Origin of the sequence: Scopulibacillus darangshiensis (assembly GCF_004341035.1) — a bacterium.
Classification (GTDB): Bacteria; Bacillota; Bacilli; order Bacillales; family Sporolactobacillaceae; genus Scopulibacillus; species Scopulibacillus darangshiensis.
In genome coordinates this window covers 1-23,165 of sequence record NZ_SLXK01000018.1, presented here as the reverse complement: position 1 = coordinate 23,165, position 23,165 = coordinate 1, and the positions used below count along the sequence as shown (strand labels likewise).

Sequence of the window (23,165 nt, the reverse complement as noted above, 5' to 3'; positions counted from 1 at the left end):
GCCCTTTGGCATCCGCTTTTTTGAACTGTTTTTTAATTATGGTGAACCCTTTTTCTATTACGGTTTCCTTTATAGCGATCGTTTCGGTTATGGCCATCTTGTCGGTGATGATATCCGCCGCGCCCTTTGCCTCTTGGCGGTCTTCTTTTATCACGTTTAGCCATTAGCGGCGATTCATACGTCAATTTAACAGGGGTAGTATCAGGCTCTTTTGTCAAGACCTTCAGAGCTGCTGCGATTAAATCGACCGATTCATTTTCATCTAGAAGATTTTCGGCCATTTTTTTATAATTATCCATGTTACCTGAAGCCAGTGTATCGGTAATTGACTGCATGGCAGCCTTTTGTTGACCGACTAATGCTTCTTGGTAAGTCGGTGCCTTTTCTTCTTTCATCCGCTGTTTGGTCACAGCTTCGATGGCTTTCAGGTGAGGCATTTCACTTGGTGTAATAAATGTAAGCGCCAAACCTGTTTTACCAGCACGACCGGTACGGCCTATCCTGTGGACATAGCTTTCTGGATCCTGTGGCAGATCGAAGTTATAGACGTGTGTGACATTGCTGATATCGAGTCCTCTTGCGGCAACATCCGTTGCAACCAACAAATCAACCTGATCGTTCTTAAATCTTCTTAAAACCTGATCCCTTTTGGCCTGGGTCAAATCCCCATGAATGCCTTCAGCAGTGTACCCTCTTTTTTGCAGGGCTTCATGAAGCTCATCCACGCGGCGTTTTGTCCGGCCGAATACAATCGCTCTTTCAGGTGAATGAATATCAAGGAATCTTGTGAGGACATCGAACTTCTCCCGTTCCCGCACCTTTACAAAGCTTTGGTCAATCATGTCGACAGTTAACGTTTTAGCCTGAATTTTAACCCTGTCAGGATTTTTCATAAATTGTTCTGCTAACAGACGAATTGGTTTTGGCATCGTCGCTGAGAACAAAAGAGTTTGCCGTTCAGATGGCGTTTTTTCAAGAACAGCACGAATATCATCGATAAAACCCATATTAAGCATTTCATCCGCTTCATCCAATACAACCTGCTTGATGTTGTCAAGACGAATCGTTCTTCTTTTAATATGGTCTAACAATCGCCCAGGTGTAGCAGAAATGATACTCGGGCGCTTCTTCAATGATCTGATTTGTTTTTGAATATCCTGTCCGCCGTATACAGGTAAAGTGACAACTTTTTTGTACCGTCCTAAGGCATTTAATTCATCAGCTACCTGAATGGCGAGCTCCCGTGTTGGAGCAATGATGATCCCTTGAACATCCTTATTCATTGGATCTGCCGCTTCAACCAAAGGCACACCAAATGCTGCTGTTTTTCCTGTTCCAGTTTGTGCTTGGCCAATCAAATCAACTCCGCTTAGTGCCAGCGGAATAGCTTTTTCTTGTATAGGCGTCATATCATCGAAGCCCATCTTCTCAGTTGCTTTAAATATTGCGTCACTAATCGTTAGTTCAGAAAATTTCATTAATAAATTTCTTCTCCTTTTTCTATTGCAGGTTTATGTCAAATAGTAAGGCATTCTCCGTTGATGGTCGGAAAATGCCTACTGAAAACATCCGGCTTATAAGACATGATCTTCTTTATTATACGAAAAAAATGTCATCCATCACGCTTTTGAACTAAAAATAACATAGAATAACCTTATCATGTAAAGGGATGAAATGCAATCCAACACCACCATTTAACTTTTCATTGTGGGATGCAATGTTGCCCTTTTTGGCAAATGCCACTTAAACCGAACGGACAATAATCTTAGTATGACCAGTAAGGCCGTCAAAACATACTTTTCCCATTCGATATTTAACCATCCCAATGCAATCACTGTTCCGCCAAGGGTTGCCCAGATAGCATAAATATCAGTTCGGAATACCAAAGGCTTCCGGCCTGCGAGAATGTCCCTAATGATTCCTCCCCCGCATCCTGTTAAAGTAGCGGCCACAACAACAGCAATAGGCGAATAGCCGGCTTCGACCGCCGCGAGAGCACCTTGGACAGCAAAAGCGGATAACCCTATGGCATCAAAGAATAAACCAGGTTTTTCCCAATAAAATATCCAATGCTGGGGTAAAATGAAAACAATGATCACGGCTATTATAGCTAATTTAAAAAGAAGGCCTTGATCCCAAATGTTTTCGATTGGAATGCCAATCAGCAAATTTCGAACCATACCGCCGCCAAAGGATGTCGCTAACGCTAATACTAATATACCCAAAATGTCATAATCCTCTTCCATGGCGATAATGGCTCCGCTGACTGCAAAGGCAATGGTGCCAAAGATACTTAATAATTCCCAGGTCAACCTGAGTCTCCTCCTTTACTATCATAATCAGTGTTATTTGGTTATCTTTTTGTTCTTTTAGATCCAAGTTTGTTAAAATAAAGAACGTACAGATCAATACAAGAAGTGAGGCTAATGTTATGTCAGAAGGAAACAAACAGGCAACAACCCTAATATTATTTGGTGCAACAGGTGATTTAGCCAAAAGAAAGCTCTACCCTGCATTGTACCGCCTTTACAAAAAGCAAAATCACTTCGCGGTGATCGGTGTTGCCAGACGAGATATCAGTCATGACGACTTTAGGGCAATCATCCAAGAATCCCTTGAAAACTATACACATCGAGACGATGATATTCAAGACTTTGTCCAAAAGTTTTTTTATTATGCATTGGATGTCAAGGAAACAGAAGGTTACACAGGTCTAAAATCGTTATGTGACCATGTTGATTCCGAGTTCGGTCTAAAGGAAAATAGAATGTTTTATCTGTCACTGGCACCTGAATTTTTCGCGCCGGTTACATTGAATCTGCAAGCATCCGGATTAACCGATAACAGCGGCTGGAAAAAACTCGTTATTGAAAAACCATTCGGACGGGATTTAAAATCGGCCAATGAACTTAACGAAGCCATCCATAACGTGTTTAAAGAAGATGAGATTTATCGGATTGATCACTACTTAGGTAAGGAAATGGTGCAAAATATCCAAGTGATCCGTTTTGCTAATCCGATTTTTGAATCCATTTGGAATAACCGCTATATCTCAAATGTGCAGATCACCTCAAGTGAAACACTTGGTGTCGGGGAACGGGCAAGCTATTATGATCATACAGGCGCATTGATGGATATGGTACAAAATCATATGCTGCAGATGGTGGCTTTAACAGCGATGGAACCTCCGAGCCGATTTGAGACCGAAGATATCCGTGATGAAAAGGTAAAAGTTCTTAGATCGGTACGGCAAATCACAACGGACGATATTGCGGGCCATATTATTAAAGGGCAGTACACCCGAGGGACGATGCCAAACGGCAACGTTGTCAAAGGTTATCGTGAAGAAGATAATATTAAAGAGAAATCGATGACTGAAACCTTTGTTGCGGCAAAGCTATTTATTGATAATTTCCGCTGGGCAGGTGTGCCTTTTTATATCCGTACAGGTAAAAGAATGACCGTTAAATCAACGGAGATTGTCATTCAATTTAAAGACGCGCCGCAAAATCCTTATTTTAACAACTTCAATGATATTCAGCCAAACCTTTTAGTCATTCACGTACAGCCTGACGAAGGGTTGTCTTTAAAACTAAATGCCAAGAAATTTAGCTCATCAGGCGATACAATGCCGATTACAATGGAATTTTCAAACAGTGACCTCACTGGTGCAGACGCTTATGAACGATTAATTCAGGATTGTCTTAATGGTGATTCAACAAACTTCACTCGCTGGGATGAAGTCGCCCTATCATGGGAATTTGTCGACTCCATTACAAAAGCCTGGAATGAAAAAAATATTCCGCTGGACAGGTATGAATCCGGATCAATGGGGCCGGCCTCCGCTTACGAGCTTCTCGATAAAGATGGGCTGCATTGGTGGCCTTTAACGAAGGTTGAAAAATAAAGAAAACTCGCCGATTGGCGAGCCTTTGGCGAAGACAGAGACGTAGTTGCCCTTATGTGCGTCAGAAAGTTATACTTTCTGATTAACTAAATGAAAAGCGAAAGCGGCCTTCCCTAACGGAAAGGCCGCTTTTTTTATTTCATCAATTACTTTTTTACAATGTCATGGCCGCCGAACTCATTTCTTAACGCAGCAACGACTTTGCCTGTAAATGTATCATCCTCTTGGGAACGGTAACGCATCATTAACGATAACGCAATAACGGGTGTTGGCACTTCAAGTTCGAGAGCCGTATCAACAGTCCACTTTCCTTCCCCTGAAGAATTCATGACGCCTCTGATTTGATCCAGCTTAGGGTCTTTGGAAAAGGCATTTTCCGTAAGCTCCATTAACCAGCTGCGAATGACGGATCCATTAGACCATACACTCGCCACTTTCTCATAATCAAAATCAAATTGGCTTTTCTCAAGCACATCAAAGCCTTCAGCGATTGAGGCCATCATCCCGTATTCAATGCCATTATGAACCATTTTAAGAAAATGGCCGCCTGCCGGCTCATTAGTAAAATGATAACCTTTTTCGACAGCGGTATCTTTAAATAGCGGCTCGACGAGAGAAAAGGCTTTTTGATCGCCGCCGATCATATAACATGCGCCATCTCTGGCCCCAGAAACACCGCCTGATGTCCCTGCATCAATATAATAAATACCCTTTTCTTTCAATTTGTTATAACGTGCAAGAGTGTCTTTATAATTCGAATTTCCTGCCTCAATAATGATATCCCCTTCACCCAAGAGCGGAGTGATGTCGTCAAGGACTTTATCGATAAGTGTACCTGCCGGGATCATTAACCACAAAACACGCGGGGTGTCCAATGACTCAATCAGATCTGAATAAGAATGAACCCCTTTTGCTCCTTTTTCGGATATATCCTTTACCGCGTTTTCATTAATATCATACGCAACAACCTCATGGCCGTGATCCATCATGTTAAGGCTCAGGTTAAACCCCATTTTCCCTAGTCCGATTAGACCTAATTTCATTTCCAGGACTCCTTTCAAACATACATGCTTTTAACATTTTATCATACTGTTGTTAAATTGCCTTCATTTGAAGCATTTTCTTTTTCCTTTGGTTTTATGGCTATAAATGCTAAGACCCCCGCTATAATGGCCGCTGCTGCAGCCACCATAAACATCATCATAACCGACTTATCCATCATCACTGCAAAAAGCGGCGGTCCCGCTGCTACACCTATAAATCGCATGCTGCTATAGAGGCTTGTAATTGTTCCGCGGTTTTCTTTTTGAATCCCCTCAGTAATAAATGCATCCAGACAAGGCAATACAAGACCGATCCCGACGCCGCCAATAAAGAGATAGATTAAAAATAATCGGATGTTCGGCTGAAAACTGAGTAAAAAAAGACCGACGGCAAGCAAAACCATACCAACAAATGTTAACCACTTCATTAACCGCTTGTTTTGGCCGATTTTCTTTCCAGTGGCATATGACGAAACTGATAAAGCGAACAATGGAATGGCAATCACTATTCCCTTGCGTACCGCTTTAATATGATAGGTGCTTTCAAGAAGCTCAGACAAATAAAATAATGTCCCAAACAGAACAAACATAATGATAGCGCCAATAAAAAAAACCGCAAGCAACCATTTCCATTTTTCCTTAAAAATGGATTTTATATCACTGAAAAAAGTCCCAATTGGCTTTGATTCATCTTGATTTTTAGGTGCTTTAACAAACAAAGCAACAAGAATAATGGAAATAAGACATAGAATCGGTATAACAAGAAAAGGCAAATACCAAATAAAGGCAGCCAAAAAAGCGCCAAAAATCGGACTGAGCACTTTACCGAACGTGTTAGACGTTTCAACAACGCCGAGACCGTTACTAACATCCTTTTCACTTTTAAATAGGTCGCCAACCAAAGGAATAACGACTGGAAAGGCACCAGAGGCTCCAATACCTTGGAGAAGACGTCCCAAAAGAATCAGCCAATAAGGCTGACCAATGAACCAAGCCGCTAAGCCTGCTACAAGTCCGCCGGCACCTGAAATAATAAGGCTTGGAATAATGACTTTTTTTCTGCCAATTCGATCGGATAAATAGCCTGCGATTGGAATAAGGATAATCGCGACAACCGAATACACCGTGATAATGAGGCTTGATTGAAAGGCGGTAATGTCCAGTTTCTTTTCGATGGTAGGCAGGACCGGAATCAACATGGAATTCCCCAAAGTCATCATCAGTGGAATAGAAGCGAGAGAAATAAGGTCCAATGTTTTCTTTTCATCTTCCATAAAGCATCCTCCACAATTACATATTTAAAATTAGTTTTAAATAAACCCCATTGAATTATACTCCTGCAACAGTATGGAAATTAAAAACAATCGGAACCGCTGAATCGTTATATAGGAGAAAGAAAACAATACTTTTAAAGGGAGATGTTAATATGTCACAAGCGGATGATTTACAATCAACAAATAAATTAAAACCATTGCAGCAAACACAAATCCATTTGCAACATGCGTTAAATGCGGTGACCCAAGCTCAGGCTATGGAAAATAAGCAAGCCATTATTCAAACGCAACAAAATTTACAAATGGCCGGACAAACCCTTTCCATAAGTCTAAATCAATCAGAACCGGCACAGCAGCCTTTTATCGAGAAGGCACAGCAGGATCTTATAAGAGCACAACAACTTCTGCAGGGGCAGAATAAACGAGAAGGGAGCAAAACTGGAGAGACTTAAAAATCAGGGTTCACCCTGATTTTTATTTATCCAAATCACTTATCATCGGTTGCCGCCTTATCACCATCCCCGTTATCAATTGTTAATAATTGGTGATTATCTCTTATAGCAGCATAAAAAATACGCCTGTGATCTTTATAGCCTTCTTTTTTAAGCTCGTTCATTAACCATTGTTCATCTTTATTAATTAGGGATAAGTTACGTTGCTGAATTTTCCCCTCAATAATGACAGCAATTGGCAGACCTTGATATTCCGGTTTAATGCCTAATTGGATGGGTGTCACTGGTGCAGCTGTCTGTTTTGGAAAAACGCTTATTTCACCATTTGGCTCTAATAAGGCGTACTCAATCACTGCTAAGTCAGGGTAGCCCTTTTCCCGGATGCCTGACAATAATCCCGCTAATGTAAAACGGGAGCGTTTTAAGTTTTCTTTAACAATTTTGCCATGCTTAATTACAATGGTGGGATGTCCAATAAAAGTTTGGTTTAACAAGTTAAAAAGCATAAGCTTAGAGAAGACAATATGAAGAACCGCAATCATAAAGACCGCAACAATCGCGTATGTAAAGTTTCTTGTTACCAAAGGGCCGATAGCTAAGGTAGCAACAAAAAAGATGCCTGTTAAATCATGTGCTGTTAATTGGGCGAATGCTGTTTTTCCCATTAGCCTGATGGCGATAATTGTTAAGATGTATAACAGCATCGCCTTGCCTATAAACAAAAGCATGGGAATTCCTCCATTATTTTATTCAATTGTTAGTATTGACTTTCACAATAAAAAAACTCGCCGATCGGCGAGTTTTTTATTTAAATTTTTAATAACTTAATGCTATCCTCAAAGTGTTTTTGCAAAGCCTTCGTTATTTTACCTGATTTTCCGCCGCTGATTATTTCTTGATCGATCTGAACAACAGGAACAATCTCCATGGTTGTACTTGAGACGAAAACTTCATCGGCCTGTAACAATGTGTCAATGGTAAAAGGCTGCTCAATGATGTCCACGCCGGCTTTTTTCGCCAAATTTATGATATGAAGACGCGTAATGCCGTTAAGAATAAGATTTGTGGCGGGATGGGTAAAGAGTTTGCCTTCCTTAACGATAAACACATTTGTTGAACTGCCCTCTGTAACGGTGCCATCGCGATGAAGGATCGCTTCTTTGCATTGGTCTTCATGAGCCTCTTGTTTTAATAACACATTCCCAAGTAAATTCAGGCTTTTGATATCACAACGAAGCCAGCGAATATCATCAAGAAGTTTTGTGTGGATGCCTTTTTCCATTATTTCAACAGGGCGAACCAGTTCCCTAACATAACCTGTCAGGACACTGGCGGTATCAGCGGGAAACAGATGGTTTCTATTTGCCACACCCCTTGTAATCTGTAAATAAACCATGCCGTCTGAGAGTTGATTTTCGCGAATAAGCCCTTCAATATTATGTTGTAAATCTTTTCGGGAACACGGCCAGTCGAGACGAATTTCTTTTGCACTTCTCTCAAGCCTGTCAAGATGTTCATCTAAAAAGAAGCATTGTCCTTCATATACTCTAATAACCTCATATACTCCATCGCCAAATTGATAGCCCCGGTCTTCGATATCAATGGCGACATCTCGCCTTTCAACGATCTTGTCATTATATAAAATCATGCCGAAACCCCTTTTCCGTTATATCTTTAAATTATTTTAAGCCCTTATGCTTATATTTTCTTAGTATAAAGTTTCTTGTGTCCGGCTTCAATGACTTATTTGTTTATTAGTTATTTTTATAATTGTCTTATTTTCGACGTTTTGGTAAATATAGTATTGCTTTCGGAAATGAAACAGGGCTTGCAATAGAAAAAACCGGCCAAGAAATGGCCGGTTTTTTCTAGCTGCCCTCACCATGTTTTTGGCGTGACATTTGCCTTTGTTTCGCCTTTTTTGAACCGCTTAAAGGCTTAGGTTGATTTGATTTTTTATCTTTATTTGGCATTCTTAAATCCCCTTTCATCAAGGATGCTCTTATTTTTAACAAAATGAAACAACACTATGTGCCATCATTTTACTGCATCTATTGCTTCTGAATATAAGAAAACAACCTTTGGGCAAGCAACTTATACCCCTTTTCATTGGGGTGAAAATGATCATTATAAAGAAGATGATCTGTTTGGCCGTGAAAGATGTCAGCTGTTGGAATAAAAACAGTATGGCGATAAATGGCCAAGATCGATTCACTGGTCTGGTTCCACTGATTTATGATGCTTGAAAACTTATCATCAAGCCCATCCACATAGTTTTCAAAAGGATTATACAGACCGAAATAATAAATGGTGGCATTGGGATTTTGCTTACGAATTTTAAGAATGATATCGTTCAGGTTTGATTCAAAGCTAGCCTTGCGTTTTTTAAAATCATCAAGCTTTAAATTTAAAAAGTTTTTCTTCAATACATTAACGAGATCATTTCCTCCTATTGTTAAAAAAATGTAATCAGCCGTTTTAATTTGCTTTTTTACATCATCCCTATCGAGAACTTTAAGTAAATCCTCCGATGTATCCCCCCGTACGCCAAAGTCGTCTATCTTCACCTTAGATATAGCATCCATTTTTTTTAGGCGGGATGCAACGTCTCCGACATAGCCTTGGTTATCAAGATCGCCAACACCTTTTGTTAGAGAATCACCAAGACCAACAATATGAACAGGAACTTGCTTTATTGCGAGTTGTGTCTTATATGTGGGCAAGGCTTCAGGATGATCAGGCTGAAAAGATATCGTGAGGCCAAACCATATCGCTGCGAGTACTAGAACGATGATAATCGGGGATATAATAACGACTTTTTTTATAATGGCTCCCCCCTACTCCAAATGAAACCGGTTAATGTGGTTTCCATATCCTTCATTTCTTAAGATTAATCGCTGCCTTTCACCTAAAACATCAAAATGTGGATAATCTTTTTTCTTATCGATCCATTCAGGTTTTAGGTCATATTTCTTTCCCCAATGAATGAGTTTTTCAAGATCGCAGCAGCCGATTTTTGTTACTGTATGCTCATGCGGAAAACGCGGATCATACCAATAATGGGTCAGAAAGGCAATCTGGCCGTTCTTGACCTTATGTTTCCAGTCTTCTAATTCTTTTCGCCTTAGTCCAAATGCCATTATTCGAATCCTGCCTTCACTTTATCATTTATCTCGTCTATTTTATCATAGACAGTAGGGTTTAGACGATGAGATGCGCTTTCAGCAATGCCCATAAATGAAAAAATAAGCAGGCGGTTGGCCGCTGCTTATTTTTTCAGTCACATCTACCGGATGCTGTGTTTTTTCTCTATTTTTGCTTCGATTCTATCCATGGTTTGCTGATCTTTTAATATTTCTGATTTGTTTTTTGTGACAAGATCTTTAAATGAAATCTTTCTTTTCATCGCTTACCACCCCGCCTTCCTTTATAAGTTTATTTTACCCGATTATTATGAACATTTTACACAATATTTATTACAAAAGTTTGAAAATTCAATGATAAAATGTTGAACTTGCCCAATCTTTGTATAATAAACTATATAATTCTAAATCAACAAACTGTCCTGCCCACCGCTGGCATTCTCTGAGATAGCCCTCTTTAACAAATGGTGCTTTTTGAATCGTGGCGATTGCCCCTCTATTTTCGGGTGAAATGTGCGCCTCGATTCGATTTAACCTCATTTTTTGGAATCCGAAGCTTATTAGTCCATGAAAGGCTTCTTTTGCAATCCCTTTTCCCCAATAGCTTTTCAAAAGTTCACCGCCGATTTCGGCTTTCCTTGCCTGATAATCTATATGGTGAAAACCGGCTGTTCCATAAAGGGCTCCACTTTCCTTGCCTGTGACCGCCCAGCGGACAGCCGGTTGATTCATTGACGCATAGGCCTGAATAAAACTATGGGCTTCGTTTACACTGCCCATAGTCTGTCCGCCGTCAAACATCATTGTTTCTTTATCAGAAAACAGTCTATAAACATCATAAGCATCATCCGGCTTTAATTGTCTAAGCAGTAAGTGGTCCGTTGTGATTTTAGGAAATCCTGTTGACATCCCTATTCCCCCCTAGAATAATCCCGCTCTTACTATGATATTTAAATGGTGGGAAAGGGGTGAAAAACCCCTTGTATGTTTTGGACACACAAGGGGTTTTTGATTTTTTATATCACACATGTTCAATTGTTTTGGAGTTAACATAGTAATAATACATATCCTTACAGGCGGCCATCAAGGCATCCTTCGCCTTGCCATGATAGCCATTCTGGATGGCTTCAAGGATCTGCTCTTGCCCTTCTATAAGGCTGTAGCCCCTAAGTAAATCATTTAAAAAGTTTTGCGCGTGGATCGTTAATAGAGTACATGAAGCCTCCACAATGACACCATATTTGGGATCAATCTCAGCTGTAACTGTTAATGTTTCATAGACATCTCTTGCCGCCATGCCGCGAGGTAGTTTGGCATGACCGGCAATCATGATGGTTCTCGCCATCCGTATTCCTCCTTTCACTTAAGCCTGGCTTCGGAATGCTTCAATTGTTGACTTTACCGAAATTTGTTCCGGATCCATTGGAATCTCTATAAGAATCGGTGCATTTAAAGGATGCGTCAACAGTTGTTTCAATAATTCATCAAATTCCTTTGAGTTTCCGATTGAATAACTATCAATATTTAACCCTTTGGCAACATCGGTAAAATGGACACGTCCGAGCGATGTCCCTACAACCCGCTCCGGATAATGTTTTTCCTGATGCATCCTTATTGTTCCATACATGGCATTATTAAAAACAAGAGCAATAATTGGGATGTTGTATCTCGCCGCCGTTTCTAGCTCCTGCATCGTCATCATGAATCCTCCATCACCCGATAGAGACACAACAATCCGGTCGGGATAAGCAACCTTCGCCCCTAAGGCCGCCGGCATGCCATAACCCATTGCGCCAGAGGTAGGCCCGATATACGTACCTGGTTTGGTAAATTGATAAAAGGCATGGAGCCATCCGGCAAAATTCCCCGCATCATTGGTAATAATCGCATCACGCGGCAAGACATTCTGCATCGTTTTAATAATATTTTTTAAATTACAGCCTTCCTTATGATCCTCTTCAATTGCCAGGCCAAGAATGGCAGCTGATTCATAAGTCTTCCTGCACGCACTCACCCATTCTGATCGATCAGCGCGCTTATTTATTTCTCCTGCTTCACACAATTGACGAAGCGCATGGTTAGCATCAGCAATAATCCCTATATTAGGATGGTAAATTTTACCAACTGTTTCCTCATGGATATCAATATGAATCAGTTGATGCTCCGGTGTAATTAGTCCATAATCCTGTGTTGTCACCTCAGATAGTTTGGTTCCAACAGCAAGTATAACATCAGCTTTCCTGATCGTATCAAGAACAGGCTTCGGCGTTCCGAGACCAAGATGGCCGCAATAATGACCATGATCATTTGGGAAGACATCATGCCTGCGAAAGCTCGCCAAAACTGGAATATCACATTTTTCAGCCATCGTTTTCAGCATGTCCTCCGCCGCGGAAAGCTTGACGCCGCCTCCCGCAATAATAACCGGTCGGTCGGCACGGGCTAGCATCTCTGAAGCCTGTTTTACTTGATCTGGATCAGCCAATGGTTTGGAGCGGATATACGCTCCGCCAAACGCCATTTTACCTGTTTCTTTCAAAACATCCTCCGGAAGGGAAACAACGACAGGACCGGGTCTTCCGCTTTGTGCTACATTAAAAGCCCTCTGCACCATTTCAGCCATTCTGTCAGCATGATTGATTTCTACAGCCCACTTGGCAATGGGTGAAAAAAAGCGGTCAAGATCAACTTCTTGAAAGCCTTCACGCCCGCGAAATTTACTGTGAACCTGGCCTAAGAAGACAACCATTGGTGTCGAATCCTGAAAGGCTGTATGGACCCCGATTGTGAGATTGGATGCACCGACACCTCTCGTCGCAAAAACAATTCCCGGTTTTCCAGAAGCCTTGGCATAACCTTCCGCCATGAATGAAGCGCCACCCTCATGCCGTCCGGCAATTAATTTAATACTGGGATGATTATAAAAACCGTCAAGAACAGGCAAATAGCTTTCTCCAGGGACACAAAATACCCTTTCGGCCTCTTCTATTTCCAGACAACGGACAAGTGCTTCAGCGCCTGTCATTTCCTCCAACATCATTAAATTCACTTCCTTATTTGTAATATTATACCTTAAACGAAACATTTTTCATTCTTTCAGCCGCTTCAATCAAACGATCATCAGGCACGGATAAAGAGATGCGGAAATACCCTTCACCATGTTCCCCAAATGCTGTCCCAGGTGTTACCACGACACCGGTTTCATCCATTACTTTTTCGCAAAAAGCAGCACTTGTCAGCCCATCCGGAACCGGCGCCCAAAGGAAGATCGATCCTTTAGGTACTTGCGCCTTAATGCCTAAAGCTTCTAATGCATTTGTCATGACACGGCCCCTCTTTTCGTAGATGCTGTTCCTGTCATTCAAAAGTGACAAATCACTTGTTAATGCCGCAGCAGCAGCTTTTTGGATAGGGAGGAACTGGCAGGAATCAAGATTGCTTTTAACCGTATGAAGGGTCTGAACAATCTCCTCGTTGCCAACAACATACCCGATTCGAAAACCAGTCATATTAAAGGCTTTAGACAAAGAACCGAATTCAACGGCTATGGAATTAGCATCAGGAACTTCCAATATACTTGGTGCTTTATAATTACCATATGTGACAAGATTGTAGGCCGAGTCATGAGCTAGATAAATGCCATGCTTCTTGAAGAAATGAACCGCTTCTTCAAAAAAATCTAAATCAACACAAGCCCCTGTGGGATTTCCGGGATAATTTAAAAAGCTAAGCTTCGCCCGCTTAAGAACATTAGTGGGTATAGCTGTAAAATCAGGTACAAACCCTTTTTCGGGCAGGAGCGGCATAGGGTGGGCCACGCCCCCCGCAAGATGGACGGCCATGCGATAAACGGGATAGCTGGGATCTGGAATGAGAACAATGTCACCCGGGTCAATCATCGCTTGAACCAGATTAGCAATCCCCTCTTTTGAGCCGATTAATGTCATGACCTCCTGTTCAGGATTAAGCTTGGTGTTATACTGCTTTAAATAAAAATCAGCGACAGCCTCACGATACTCCGGACAACCGTTAAATGTGGAATAACGCATATTCTGAGGGTGCTTTAATTCCTTGATCAGTTTATCTACAATGAATGCCGGTGTTGGCAAATCCGGATCACCAATTCCTAAATCAATTAAATCAATGCCGCTTTTTCTCAAAGCAGCCTTTTTGCGATTTAAACCCGAAAACAAATATGGCGGCAACTCCTTAACAATTTGTGATGGGACGGCTTTCAAGAAAATCCTCCCTTTCATTTCATATATTGAAATACCTATTCATAATATAAAACCCAATATCTATTTTATTTTAAATATTTTAATTTTTCAAGAACCACAATTTAGATCTTCAGTGCCACTTCCTATTAGTATGATGCCTACTAAAGCAATATGTATTGCACCATTTTGTCGATTATAGTCTCAATAGGTCGAATTGTTGTAATTTTAAAATAGGGGGTTGAACCTTTGAGAATCCTAATTATATAATGAGGATAGTGAAACACATATTTCACACCTTGAAACAAGTCATCACTTTCATGGCATCCATGAAAGCGATTACATATCTTTTAAAGGAGGTTTTACAATGGTTACAACAACTAAGACATCGTATCTCAATTACATTAATGGTGAATGGAAGGCATCGCAAAGCGGGGATTTTGCAGAAAATATTAATCCTGCGAATAGCGAGCTGATCGGTACAATTCCGTCATCAACGAAAGCCGATGTTGACGAAGCCGTAAAGGCAGCCAAAATGGCACAGAAAACCTGGCGCCTTGTCCCAGCTCCTGAACGGGGTGAATACCTTTTCCGTATCGGTGAATTGCTCAGGGAAAGAAAAGAACATCTGGCACAAACATTGACAAAAGAAATGGGAAAAGTGATTGATGAAGCCCGCGGTGAAGTTCAGGAAGCCATTGACATGGCTTATTACATGGGCGGTGAAGGCAGACGTTTGTTTGGTCAAACGGTTCCATCAGAACTGCCTAATAAGCAGGCAATGAGCATGCGTGTTCCAGTCGGCGTAGCCGGATTAATCACGCCATGGAATTTCCCTATCGCCATTGCCAGCTGGAAGTCATTCCCGGCACTTGTCGGGGGAAATACGGTTGTTTGGAAGCCTGCGACAGATACCCCTGCTCTAGCATATGAATTCGTAAAAATTTTTGAGGAAGCCGGCCTGCCAAAAGGTGTCATTAACCTAGTGTATGGTTCAGGGAGCACAGTAGGAAATGCGATCGTTGAACACCCTGATATCGATATTGTTTCCTTTACAGGATCGACAGAAACTGGGAGTGACATTTCGAGCCGTGCCGGCAAATTGTTGAAGCGTGTGTCATTAGAAATGGGCGGCAAGAATGCCATCATCGTTATGGAAGATGCCGATCTGAACCTCGCTGTTGATGGGATTCTGTGGAGCGCTTTTGGCACAGCAGGCCAGCGCTGTACAGCAACAAGCCGGTTAATCGTTCATCGAGATGTGAAAGAAAAACTTGAGACACTGCTGTTAAAACGGATTGACGAACTCAAAATTGGCGACGGTGCTGATGAAGAGGTGGATATCGGTCCGGTAATCAACAAGAAAGCACTTGAGCAAATTTCACATTATATAAAAATAGGAAAAGATGAAGGCGCGACCCTTCTTTGCGGCGGCGAAGCTGCAACTGACGGCAACCTGAGCAACGGCTTTTACTTCCAACCAACCGTTTTCAGTGATGTCGATAGAGACATGCGGATCGCCAAAGAAGAGATCTTTGGTCCAGTGCTATCCATTATTTCAGTGTCAAGCCTTGAAGAGGCGATCGATATTAATAACGAAGTCAATTACGGCCTGTCTAGTTCCATCTTTACGAACGACACAAATAAGACGTTCAAAGCCATGCGTGACTTGGATACAGGCATTGTCTACATTAATGCCGGCACCACCGGAGCGGAAATTCACTTGCCGTTTGGGGGCACAAAGCATACCGGTAACGGCCACCGCGATTCAGGTGTCGCTGCACTTGACGTCTTTACTGAATGGCGCAGTGTCTATGTTGACTATAGCGGACATCTCCAACGGGCACAAATCGATAACAATTAATCAAATCAACTAGCTAAGGGAGGAATGTGTGATGAAAATTGCGGTATTAGGTGCAGGATTAATGGGAAAGGAAGCTGCAAGAGACCTTGTATCAAGTTCTGGTGTCAAAAAGGTTGTGATCGCTGATGTCGACTTAGCCAAAGCAGAAGATGTTGTTGTGACGCTAAAGAGTCCAAAAATTTCCGCGGCACAGATCGACGCCTCCAATGAAGATAAGCTTGCTGATTTTATGAAACACTTTGATGTCATTATTAATGCCCTTTTCTATACGTTTAATGAAACCGTTGCTAGAACGGCCATTAAGGTCGGCGTCTGTTCTTGTGATTTGGGCGGGCATATTGGTCATGCCACAGATAAGGTGCTTGAACTCAAGAAAGAGGCTGAAGACGCGGGAGTCACACTCATCCCCGATCTAGGCGTTGCACCAGGCATGATTAATATCTTGTCAGGATATGGTGTCAGCAAATTAGATCAAACGGATTCCATCAGAATTATGGTCGGCGGCATCCCTGTCAAGCCGGAACCGCCGTTTGAATATAACCACGTCTTTTCCATGGAGGGTGTGTTTGACCATTACACGGATGAATCCATAGTTGTTCGTGATGGCAAATTATTTTCGGTCCCTTCTCTATCTGAGGTAGAGACCATCCACTTTGATCATTTTGGTGCCTTAGAAGCTTTTCACACAGCAGGCGGAACATCCACCTTGTCACAAAGCTATCCTGACTTGAAAAATCTCGAATATAAGACGATACGCTACCGAGGCCACGCCGAGAAGTTCAAGCTGCTCGTCGATCTGGGTTTGACTCAACGGGACTATACGGTCGATGTCAATGGCCTGCAGGTTAAACCTCGCGATGTCCTGCTTAAGGTGCTTGACCCAATTGTTGATCTGGGTAAAAAAGATGATGTCGTGCTCCTTAGAGTCAGCGTGTCGGGAATTAAGGATGGCAAACGGCGAACTTATGAATATGAAATGACCACTTTTAATGATAAAATAAACCATGTGACAGCAATGGCCAGATCAACAGCTTATACGATCGCCGTATGTGCTCAAATGCTTGGAAACGGCGCCATTAACAAGAAGGGTGTCTATCCGCCGGAAAAAATAGTGCCTGGTGATCTTTATATTGAAGAAATGAAAAAGCGCGGTGTCATTATTAAAGAAACCATGATTGCCGGGGAAGAACAACCTGAAGCCTCCGCTCATCGCTAAAGTCTGCAAAACCGGAAATCTCCTCACCATCGGTGAGGAGATTTTTACAAAATGGCATACCGCCTGATAGAAAGGATTGCCATAATGAATCAGAGCGTGCTTAAAGCACTGGATATTTTAAGTCTCTTTACTCAAGAAAAACATGAATATAGCCTTACTGACATTTCAAATAAGTTGGACATGCCTAAGCCAACAGCCTACAGACTAGTAACCGCACTTGAATCACGAGGTTTTTTAATAAAGAAAAAATTCTCTGATCATGATATCCGTTATGTCTTGGGACTGAGGCTGCTCGAGCTTGGCAATCTAGTTAGCGAAAAGCTTGAAGTCAGAAAGATTGCTTATCCCTATATGAAAAAATTATGTGATGAGATTAATGAAGATGTCCATTTAGTCATCGCGGATGGACATGAGGCGATTTATATTGAAAAGGTAGAGGGAAACCAAGCCCTGAGGCTTCACACCAAAGTGGGTATGCGGTCAGCTCTTCACGTCGGATCAGGGCCCAAGCTCCTTCTCGCTTTTAAAGATGCGGCCTTCATTGATGATTACTTTTTGAAAACTAACCTTTCAGCGTTAACCCCTCACTCCTCCCTTACGAGCCATTATGAGTTGTCCAAAGAAATGGAGGGCATCAGATATAATGGTTATTCTATAAGCAGAGGTGAACAAGATGCAGAAACGATTGGCATATCCTATCCAATTCGGGATCACACGGGTAGTGTTGCAGCTGCTCTGGCGGTTAGCGGCCCGACCATCCGGTTCTTTGGTGAACGCGGACAGGTTATTCAAGATGAGACCCAGAGGACTGCCGTGGCAATTTCACAGCAGCTTGGCTACCGAAATGATTAAATGTTAAAGGAGACACCGGATCTGATGTCTCCTTTTCAAATCTATTCTTCGTTCCTCCAAGCCGGGAGCATTTGTCTTATTGCTTTATCTTCACGGTAACCCAAAACATATTCGGCCTGCATAATGGTATGGATTTCTCTAGTCCCCTCGTAGATGACCGGTGCCTTGGAATTTCGAAGATAGCGTTCAACAGGGTATTCATTAGAGTAACCGTATGCCCCGTGAATTTGTACAGCATCGTTCGCTGCTTCGTTAGCAAAATTACATGACTGCCATTTGGCGAGTGATGTTTCCCGGGTATTGCGGACTCCTTTATTCTTTTGTTCCCCTGCCCTAAATACCAGAAGCCGTGACATTACAAGGTTTGCCTCCATGTTCGCAAGCATTTGCTGTACAAGCTGATGCTTGCCGATTTCTTTACCGAACGTTTTCCTCTCATGACAATAAGCGAGAGAGGCTTCAAGACATGCCATAATCGTACCGCAAGCACCTGCTGCAACTGTGAAACGGCCGTTATCAAGTGCTGACATCGCGATTTTAAAGCCTTCCCCTTCTTCACCAATCAAATTTTCTTTTGGCACTCTTACGTTGTCCATGAAAATTTGTCCGGTGTTGCCGGCACGAATGCCAAGTTTCCCTTTTATAGCCTTGGATGAAAAGCCCGGCATGGTCCGCTCTACGATAAAGGCAGATATGCCTTTATGTTTTTTTTCTTTATCCGTATAAGCAAAAACAAGAAAATGATCGGCGACATCACAAAGTGAAATCCAGGTTTTCTCCCCATTTAGGATATAATCATCGCCATCTTTGACCGCCGTTGTTTGTATTTCTTTGACATCGGAACCCGCATTGGGTTCTGTCAAACCGTATGCGGCGATTTTTTCCCCTTTAGCCTGCGGAACAAGATATTTCTGTTTTTGTTCTTCTGTTCCCCATTGCAATAATGTCATGCTGTTCAAGCCGGTATGAACAGATACAGCGGTACGGAAGGCCGTATCGCCTCTTTCCAGCTCCTCACATACTATGGCTAGTGCATTATAATCCATGCCGCTGCCGCCATATTCTTCAGGGATGCATACCCCCATTAAATTAAGGTCGGCTAGCCTTTTGAAAATATCGACATCAACGTGTCCGTTAGCATCCCAATCCCCGATGTACGGCATAATTTCTTTATCAACAAATTGCCTTACCATTTTTTGCAGCATGCTTTGTTCTTCGCTTAGTTCAAAATTCATATCGATCCCTCTCCCTTTTATCATTTATATAATGTGATGGTCTGCAAGTATTTGAATTTCTTCATTAGTAAAGCCACAAGCCGATAATAACTCCTCTGTGTGCTCACCAACTAACGGCGGTGGTGTGTCATATTTTACTTCTGTCCGGGAAAGCTTGAGCGGACTGCCGACAAGTTGGATATCCTCACCGCTTGAATGCCTCAAATTAACAATCATGTCCCTTGCCAACACATGCGGATCTTGAAGAACTTGGTCTATCGTTTGGATTGGGCCGCAAGGAATCTGTCTTTCGCGAAAGACCTTGATCCAATTGTCCGTTGATTGCGTTTTCAATTGTTTATGAACCTCTTCTTCAAGTTCATCGCGATGTGAAAGCCGATCGGAATTTGTTTCGAAACGGGAATCCGAAGATAATTCAGATTTCCCTAGACAATCGCAAAATGACTGGAACTGCCGGTCATTCCCCACCGCAACAACCATCTCACCGTCCCCTGTCTTAAATGTTTGGTAGGGAACGATATTGGGATGATAATTTCCAAGCGGACTCGGCACCTTTCCAGAAACCAAGTAATTGCTTGCAACGTTAATGAGCGCACTGACTGCTGAATCGTATAAGGAGATATCAATAGCCTGGCCGGCACCTGAAGATTCTCTTTCCAGCAGTGCTGCTTGAATGCCAATGTTAGCGTAAAGGCCGGTAAGGATATCGGTAATTGCAACCCCGACCTTCATCGGACCAGAGGATTCAGAGCCTGTAATACTCATAAACCCGCTCATAGCCTGAATAGCGAAATCATACCCGGGCAGTTCGCTTAATGGCCCGGTTTGGCCGAATCCTGTAATCTGGCAATATACAAGTCTTGGATTGATTTCTGACAAAACGGTGTAATCCAATCCCCACTTTTCCATTGTCCCGGTTTTAAAATTATGGATCAGCACGTCACTTGAAGCGATGAGCCTTTTCAGAACCTCTTTTCCTTCATCTGACTTTAAATTGAGTGTCAATGCCTTCTTATTGCGATTAGCGCACATGTAGTAAGCGCTTTCACCATTTAGATAAGGAGGCCCCCATGCCCTTGTATCATCACTGCCGCCTGGTGCTTCTACCTTTATGATCTCAGCACCCAGGTCACCAAGGATCATTGTGCAATAAGGCCCCGCCAAGACCCTTGATAGATCAAGCACTCGAATACCTGATAAAGGACCATTCGTCAAAGCCGCCACCTCCTTCGAAAAAATTAAAACGCCAGAAACAGGCACACTTATAGCATGCTAGTCACTGGCGTCGATTTCTGGGGTGCGATGCTGGTGTGTCACCGCGTCCAAAACTTTCAGTGTTATTATCACTATTTTTATAATATTATAATCAATTTACAGCAATTGTGTCAACATCTTTAACTCATTCATTAATCATGTTATTTCATTTATATGCATATTTATAGTACAGACAAGTTTCGTTATAATAGAAACATGAATTAATCATAGATAGGTTGTTAAAAATATGACAAACATCATTATGGATCTTTTGAATTTTATTATAAGCATGGGCTATTTTGGGGTAGCCCTGGCGCTTGCGATTGAAATCATCCCAAGTGAACTCGTCCTCGCCTATGGCGGATTTATGGTGTCGGAGGGGCATCTTAATTTCCCCTTAACAGTCGTAGCCGGGACAATCGGCATCATGATTGCCCAGCTTATTCTCTATTGGATCGGGTATTATGGGGGACGGCCCTTTCTTAACAAATACGGCAAATACCTGTTAATACATAATAAGCATCTAGATGTTGCCGAAAAATGGTTTGATAAATATGGTGCAGGCGTTGTCTTTTTTGCCCGATTCATCCCGGTCATTAGACAGGCTGTGTCCATTCCGGCCGGCATAGCCAAAATGCATTTGGGGCGCTTCCTCTTTTACACTGTCCTAGCCACCATCCCATGGACGATTCTTTTTATTTACTTGGGGGAGCAGCTTGGTCAGAATTGGGATCAAATCAAACAGTTAACCGCGCCTTATATTGACACGATTGCCATCGCTATCATTGTCTTATTTGCGTTAATCGTTATTTTCAAAATGAAAGGTCGGAAGTACAGACCATAGGAGTTGTTAAAAAAATGAATGAGGATATTAAGCAGTATTTAAAGGCGCATCGTGAACCACAATTAAATCAACTAAAAAACTTTTTATCTCTAGAAAGCATCAGCTCCCTGTCAGAGCATAAGGACGATGTCAAGAAAACAGCTGACTGGGTTGCCGATGAGTTAAAAGCAGCCGGATTAGAGCATGTGAAAGTGATGGAAACGGAAAAGCACCCTGTTGTATATGGTGACTGGCTAAAAGCGGATGGCAAACCGACCGTTTTAATCTATGGCCACTATGACGTACAGCCTGTCGATCCGATTGAGCTTTGGGAAACTCCTCCTTTCGAGCCTGATATTCGCGATGACAAAATTTTTGCCCGCGGTGCTAGTGATGACAAGGGACAAGTTTTCATGCATATTAAAGTAATTGAAGCGATTTTAAAAACTAAGGGAGAACTGCCTGTTAATGTGAAATTTTGCATTGAAGGCGAGGAAGAAATCGGCAGCCCGAGCCTTGACCCTTTTGTTGATGACCATCATGACCTGCTCAAAGCGGACGTCCTGCTCGTCTCAGATACAACAATGGTTGAAAGGGGCATGCCATCTGTATGTTACGGACTTCGGGGATTATGCGGCTTGCAAATCGATTTAAAAGGACCTAAGGGTGACTTACATTCAGGATTATACGGCGGTGCTGTTCAGAATACCATTCATGCATTGGTGGAATTGCTTGGCACCATGCATAATAACAATGGGCAAGTGACTGTAGACGGTTTTTATGACAACGTCCGTCCTTTGACTAAGGAAGAAATTGCGACTTACGAGTCATTATCACATGATGACAAAATGAAAAAGCAGGTTGGCGTCAAGGAGCTTTATGGTGAAGAAGGCTTTTCCACAATCGCAAGGATTTGGGGCAGGCCAACGCTAGAAATCAATGGCATTTACGGAGGGTTCCAAGGTGAAGGCATTAAGACCGTCATTCCATCACTCGCCCACGCTAAGATTTCTTGCCGCATAGTCCCGGACCAAAAACCTGATGAGATTGCAGAGTTATTGCAAAAGCATATCGCTGAACACCTGCCTGTCGGTGTCACGGCAGAAACAACACTTTTTGATCAGGCCAAACCTTTTATCACGCCGTATGACCATCCGGCAATCGAAGCAGCAGGTATCGCTCTTAAGGAGGCTTACGGTGTAGCCCCCACCTATTCCAGAATGGGCGGCTCCGTCCCGATTGTAGAAACCTTTAATACCAAGCTCGGTCTTCCTGCCGTCCTGATGGGATTTGGTTTAAATGAAGAAAACTTCCATGCGCCAAACGAGCATTTCCATCTTGAAAACTTTGATAAAGGCATGGAAGCTTTAATTGATTTTCTTTATGAACTTGATAAAAAGTTATAATAAAAAGAGCGGCCAGAAATAAAATGGTACCTGTAGTTAGGACACTTGAAAAAGAGTGTTTTATCTACAGGTATTTTTTTATATACTTAAATTTCACTATATGGGGATTAGGAGACAACATGAGTAAAATAACATTTTCAGCTAAAGAGATAAAAGCACTTCAAAAAAATCCAAATGTACAACGTGTCAGTGAGAAATCGATTACCTATACTGATGCCTATAAAAATAGATTTATGGATGAATATCTAGCTGGTAAACGACCTCGTCAAATTTTTATGGAGAACGGCTTTGATGTGGACGTAATAGGGATAAAGAGAATTGAACAATCAGCTTGTAGGTGGAAGAAAGCTTATGAAACGAATGGGTTGATCGGGCTTACAGACTCGCGGAAAACTTCATCTGGCAGAACCTTAAAACGGGAGCTTACGCCTTCCGAAGTAATTGAGAGGCAGAATGCGCGAATTAAGCTTCTGGAGGGACAG

24 protein-coding genes are annotated in these 23,165 nt (G+C 42.2%); 8 read left to right on the top strand and 16 right to left on the bottom strand.

The genetic code is table 11. The features are described 5' to 3' along the window. Positions 1 to 32: 32 nt before the first annotated feature. Both cshA and EV207_RS12675 read right to left on the bottom strand, forming a co-directional pair. A complete protein-coding gene (gene cshA, locus EV207_RS12680; RefSeq protein WP_132746523.1) occupies positions 33 to 1,478 on the bottom strand; it encodes a degradosome RNA helicase CshA in 1,446 nt (481 codons plus the stop codon). A gap of 216 nt (positions 1,479 to 1,694) precedes the next feature. After that, positions 1,695 to 2,312: a trimeric intracellular cation channel family protein gene (locus EV207_RS12675; RefSeq protein ID WP_132746522.1), complete on the bottom strand. Its 618-nt coding sequence runs from the start codon at positions 2,310 to 2,312 to the stop codon at positions 1,695 to 1,697. Positions 2,313 to 2,431: 119 nt separating this feature from the next. On the opposite strand from EV207_RS12675, the gene zwf reads away from it, so the two are divergent. Next, the gene (gene zwf / locus EV207_RS12670; RefSeq protein WP_132746521.1) at positions 2,432 to 3,907 is read left to right on the top strand and encodes a glucose-6-phosphate dehydrogenase; all 1,476 of its coding nucleotides are present in this window, start codon (positions 2,432 to 2,434) and stop codon (positions 3,905 to 3,907) included. A gap of 146 nt (positions 3,908 to 4,053) precedes the next feature. Here zwf and gnd read toward each other — a convergent pair whose 3' ends face one another. Next, positions 4,054 to 4,950 (bottom strand): phosphogluconate dehydrogenase (NAD(+)-dependent, decarboxylating), encoded by an 897-nt coding sequence (gene gnd, locus EV207_RS12665; RefSeq protein ID WP_132746520.1) that lies wholly within the window; start codon positions 4,948 to 4,950, stop codon positions 4,054 to 4,056. Between the two features lie 41 nt (positions 4,951 to 4,991). Next, positions 4,992 to 6,224 (bottom strand): bacillibactin exporter BcbE, encoded by a 1,233-nt coding sequence (bcbE, locus tag EV207_RS12660; protein WP_132746519.1) that lies wholly within the window; start codon positions 6,222 to 6,224, stop codon positions 4,992 to 4,994. Positions 6,225 to 6,376: 152 nt separating this feature from the next. Here bcbE and EV207_RS12655 point away from each other — a divergent pair, with 152 nt between their 5' ends. Beyond that, a complete protein-coding gene (locus EV207_RS12655; protein ID WP_132746518.1) occupies positions 6,377 to 6,676 on the top strand; it encodes a hypothetical protein in 300 nt (99 codons plus the stop codon). 35 nt (positions 6,677 to 6,711) lie between these two features. On the opposite strand, the gene EV207_RS12650 is transcribed toward EV207_RS12655, so the two are convergent. The 10 genes from EV207_RS12650 to EV207_RS12605 form a co-directional block, all read right to left on the bottom strand. After that, a complete protein-coding gene (locus tag EV207_RS12650; RefSeq protein ID WP_132746517.1) occupies positions 6,712 to 7,404 on the bottom strand; it encodes a DUF421 domain-containing protein in 693 nt (230 codons plus the stop codon). A gap of 80 nt (positions 7,405 to 7,484) precedes the next feature. Continuing rightward, a complete protein-coding gene (dat, locus tag EV207_RS12645) occupies positions 7,485 to 8,324 on the bottom strand; it encodes a D-amino-acid transaminase (protein WP_132746516.1) in 840 nt (279 codons plus the stop codon). 220 nt (positions 8,325 to 8,544) lie between these two features. Next, positions 8,545 to 8,649, bottom strand: a complete 105-nt coding sequence (locus EV207_RS12640) for a small acid-soluble spore protein P (protein WP_424511370.1) — start codon at positions 8,647 to 8,649, stop codon at positions 8,545 to 8,547. Between the two features lie 78 nt (positions 8,650 to 8,727). After that, positions 8,728 to 9,399, bottom strand: a complete 672-nt coding sequence (locus EV207_RS12635; protein ID WP_132746514.1) for an SGNH/GDSL hydrolase family protein — start codon at positions 9,397 to 9,399, stop codon at positions 8,728 to 8,730. 114 nt (positions 9,400 to 9,513) lie between these two features. Beyond that, a complete protein-coding gene (locus tag EV207_RS12630; protein WP_132746513.1) occupies positions 9,514 to 9,816 on the bottom strand; it encodes a hypothetical protein in 303 nt (100 codons plus the stop codon). Positions 9,817 to 9,962: 146 nt separating this feature from the next. Continuing rightward, positions 9,963 to 10,082 (bottom strand): FbpB family small basic protein, encoded by a 120-nt coding sequence (locus EV207_RS12625; protein ID WP_132746512.1) that lies wholly within the window; start codon positions 10,080 to 10,082, stop codon positions 9,963 to 9,965. 88 nt (positions 10,083 to 10,170) lie between these two features. Then, positions 10,171 to 10,728 carry a GNAT family N-acetyltransferase gene (locus EV207_RS12620; protein WP_132746511.1) on the bottom strand — a complete coding sequence of 186 codons (558 nt, stop codon included), beginning with the start codon at positions 10,726 to 10,728 and terminating at the stop codon, positions 10,171 to 10,173. 112 nt (positions 10,729 to 10,840) lie between these two features. Further along, on the bottom strand, positions 10,841 to 11,164 hold the full coding sequence (locus EV207_RS12615) for a DUF3870 domain-containing protein (RefSeq protein WP_132746510.1): 324 nt from the start codon (positions 11,162 to 11,164) through the stop codon (positions 10,841 to 10,843). A gap of 18 nt (positions 11,165 to 11,182) precedes the next feature. After that, positions 11,183 to 12,856, bottom strand: coding sequence for a thiamine pyrophosphate-dependent enzyme (locus EV207_RS12610; protein WP_132746575.1), 1,674 nt, complete (start codon positions 12,854 to 12,856; stop codon positions 11,183 to 11,185). A gap of 28 nt (positions 12,857 to 12,884) precedes the next feature. Next, entirely contained in the window at positions 12,885 to 14,057 is a 1,173-nt protein-coding gene (locus tag EV207_RS12605; RefSeq protein WP_243647055.1) for an LL-diaminopimelate aminotransferase, read from the bottom strand. A gap of 343 nt (positions 14,058 to 14,400) precedes the next feature. Between EV207_RS12605 and EV207_RS12600 the strand changes: the two genes are divergently transcribed. From EV207_RS12600 to EV207_RS12590, 3 genes are read left to right on the top strand one after another with little or no spacing between them, the layout of a single operon-like run. After that, entirely contained in the window at positions 14,401 to 15,897 is a 1,497-nt protein-coding gene (locus tag EV207_RS12600) for an aldehyde dehydrogenase family protein (RefSeq protein ID WP_132746508.1), read from the top strand. Between the two features lie 31 nt (positions 15,898 to 15,928). Further along, a complete protein-coding gene (locus EV207_RS12595) occupies positions 15,929 to 17,113 on the top strand; it encodes a saccharopine dehydrogenase family protein (RefSeq protein WP_132746507.1) in 1,185 nt (394 codons plus the stop codon). Positions 17,114 to 17,164: 51 nt separating this feature from the next. Beyond that, complete coding sequence (locus tag EV207_RS12590) at positions 17,165 to 17,965, top strand: IclR family transcriptional regulator (protein WP_243647054.1); 801 nt, start codon at positions 17,165 to 17,167, stop codon at positions 17,963 to 17,965. 41 nt (positions 17,966 to 18,006) lie between these two features. Here the strand turns inward: EV207_RS12590 and EV207_RS12585 are convergent, their stop codons facing one another. Further along, positions 18,007 to 19,200, bottom strand: coding sequence for an acyl-CoA dehydrogenase family protein (locus EV207_RS12585; RefSeq protein WP_132746506.1), 1,194 nt, complete (start codon positions 19,198 to 19,200; stop codon positions 18,007 to 18,009). Between the two features lie 24 nt (positions 19,201 to 19,224). Beyond that, positions 19,225 to 20,415, bottom strand: coding sequence for a CaiB/BaiF CoA transferase family protein (locus tag EV207_RS12580; RefSeq protein WP_132746505.1), 1,191 nt, complete (start codon positions 20,413 to 20,415; stop codon positions 19,225 to 19,227). 286 nt (positions 20,416 to 20,701) lie between these two features. Between EV207_RS12580 and uptA the strand changes: the two genes are divergently transcribed. From uptA to EV207_RS12565, 3 genes are all read left to right on the top strand, one after another. After that, complete coding sequence (gene uptA, locus EV207_RS12575) at positions 20,702 to 21,298, top strand: undecaprenyl phosphate transporter UptA (RefSeq protein WP_132746504.1); 597 nt, start codon at positions 20,702 to 20,704, stop codon at positions 21,296 to 21,298. Positions 21,299 to 21,312: 14 nt separating this feature from the next. Further along, the gene (locus EV207_RS12570; protein WP_132746503.1) at positions 21,313 to 22,683 is read left to right on the top strand and encodes a dipeptidase; all 1,371 of its coding nucleotides are present in this window, start codon (positions 21,313 to 21,315) and stop codon (positions 22,681 to 22,683) included. A gap of 119 nt (positions 22,684 to 22,802) precedes the next feature. Next, the coding region (locus EV207_RS12565) for an HTH domain-containing protein (RefSeq protein WP_341539803.1) at positions 22,803 to 23,165 on the top strand (363 nt) is incomplete at its 3' end.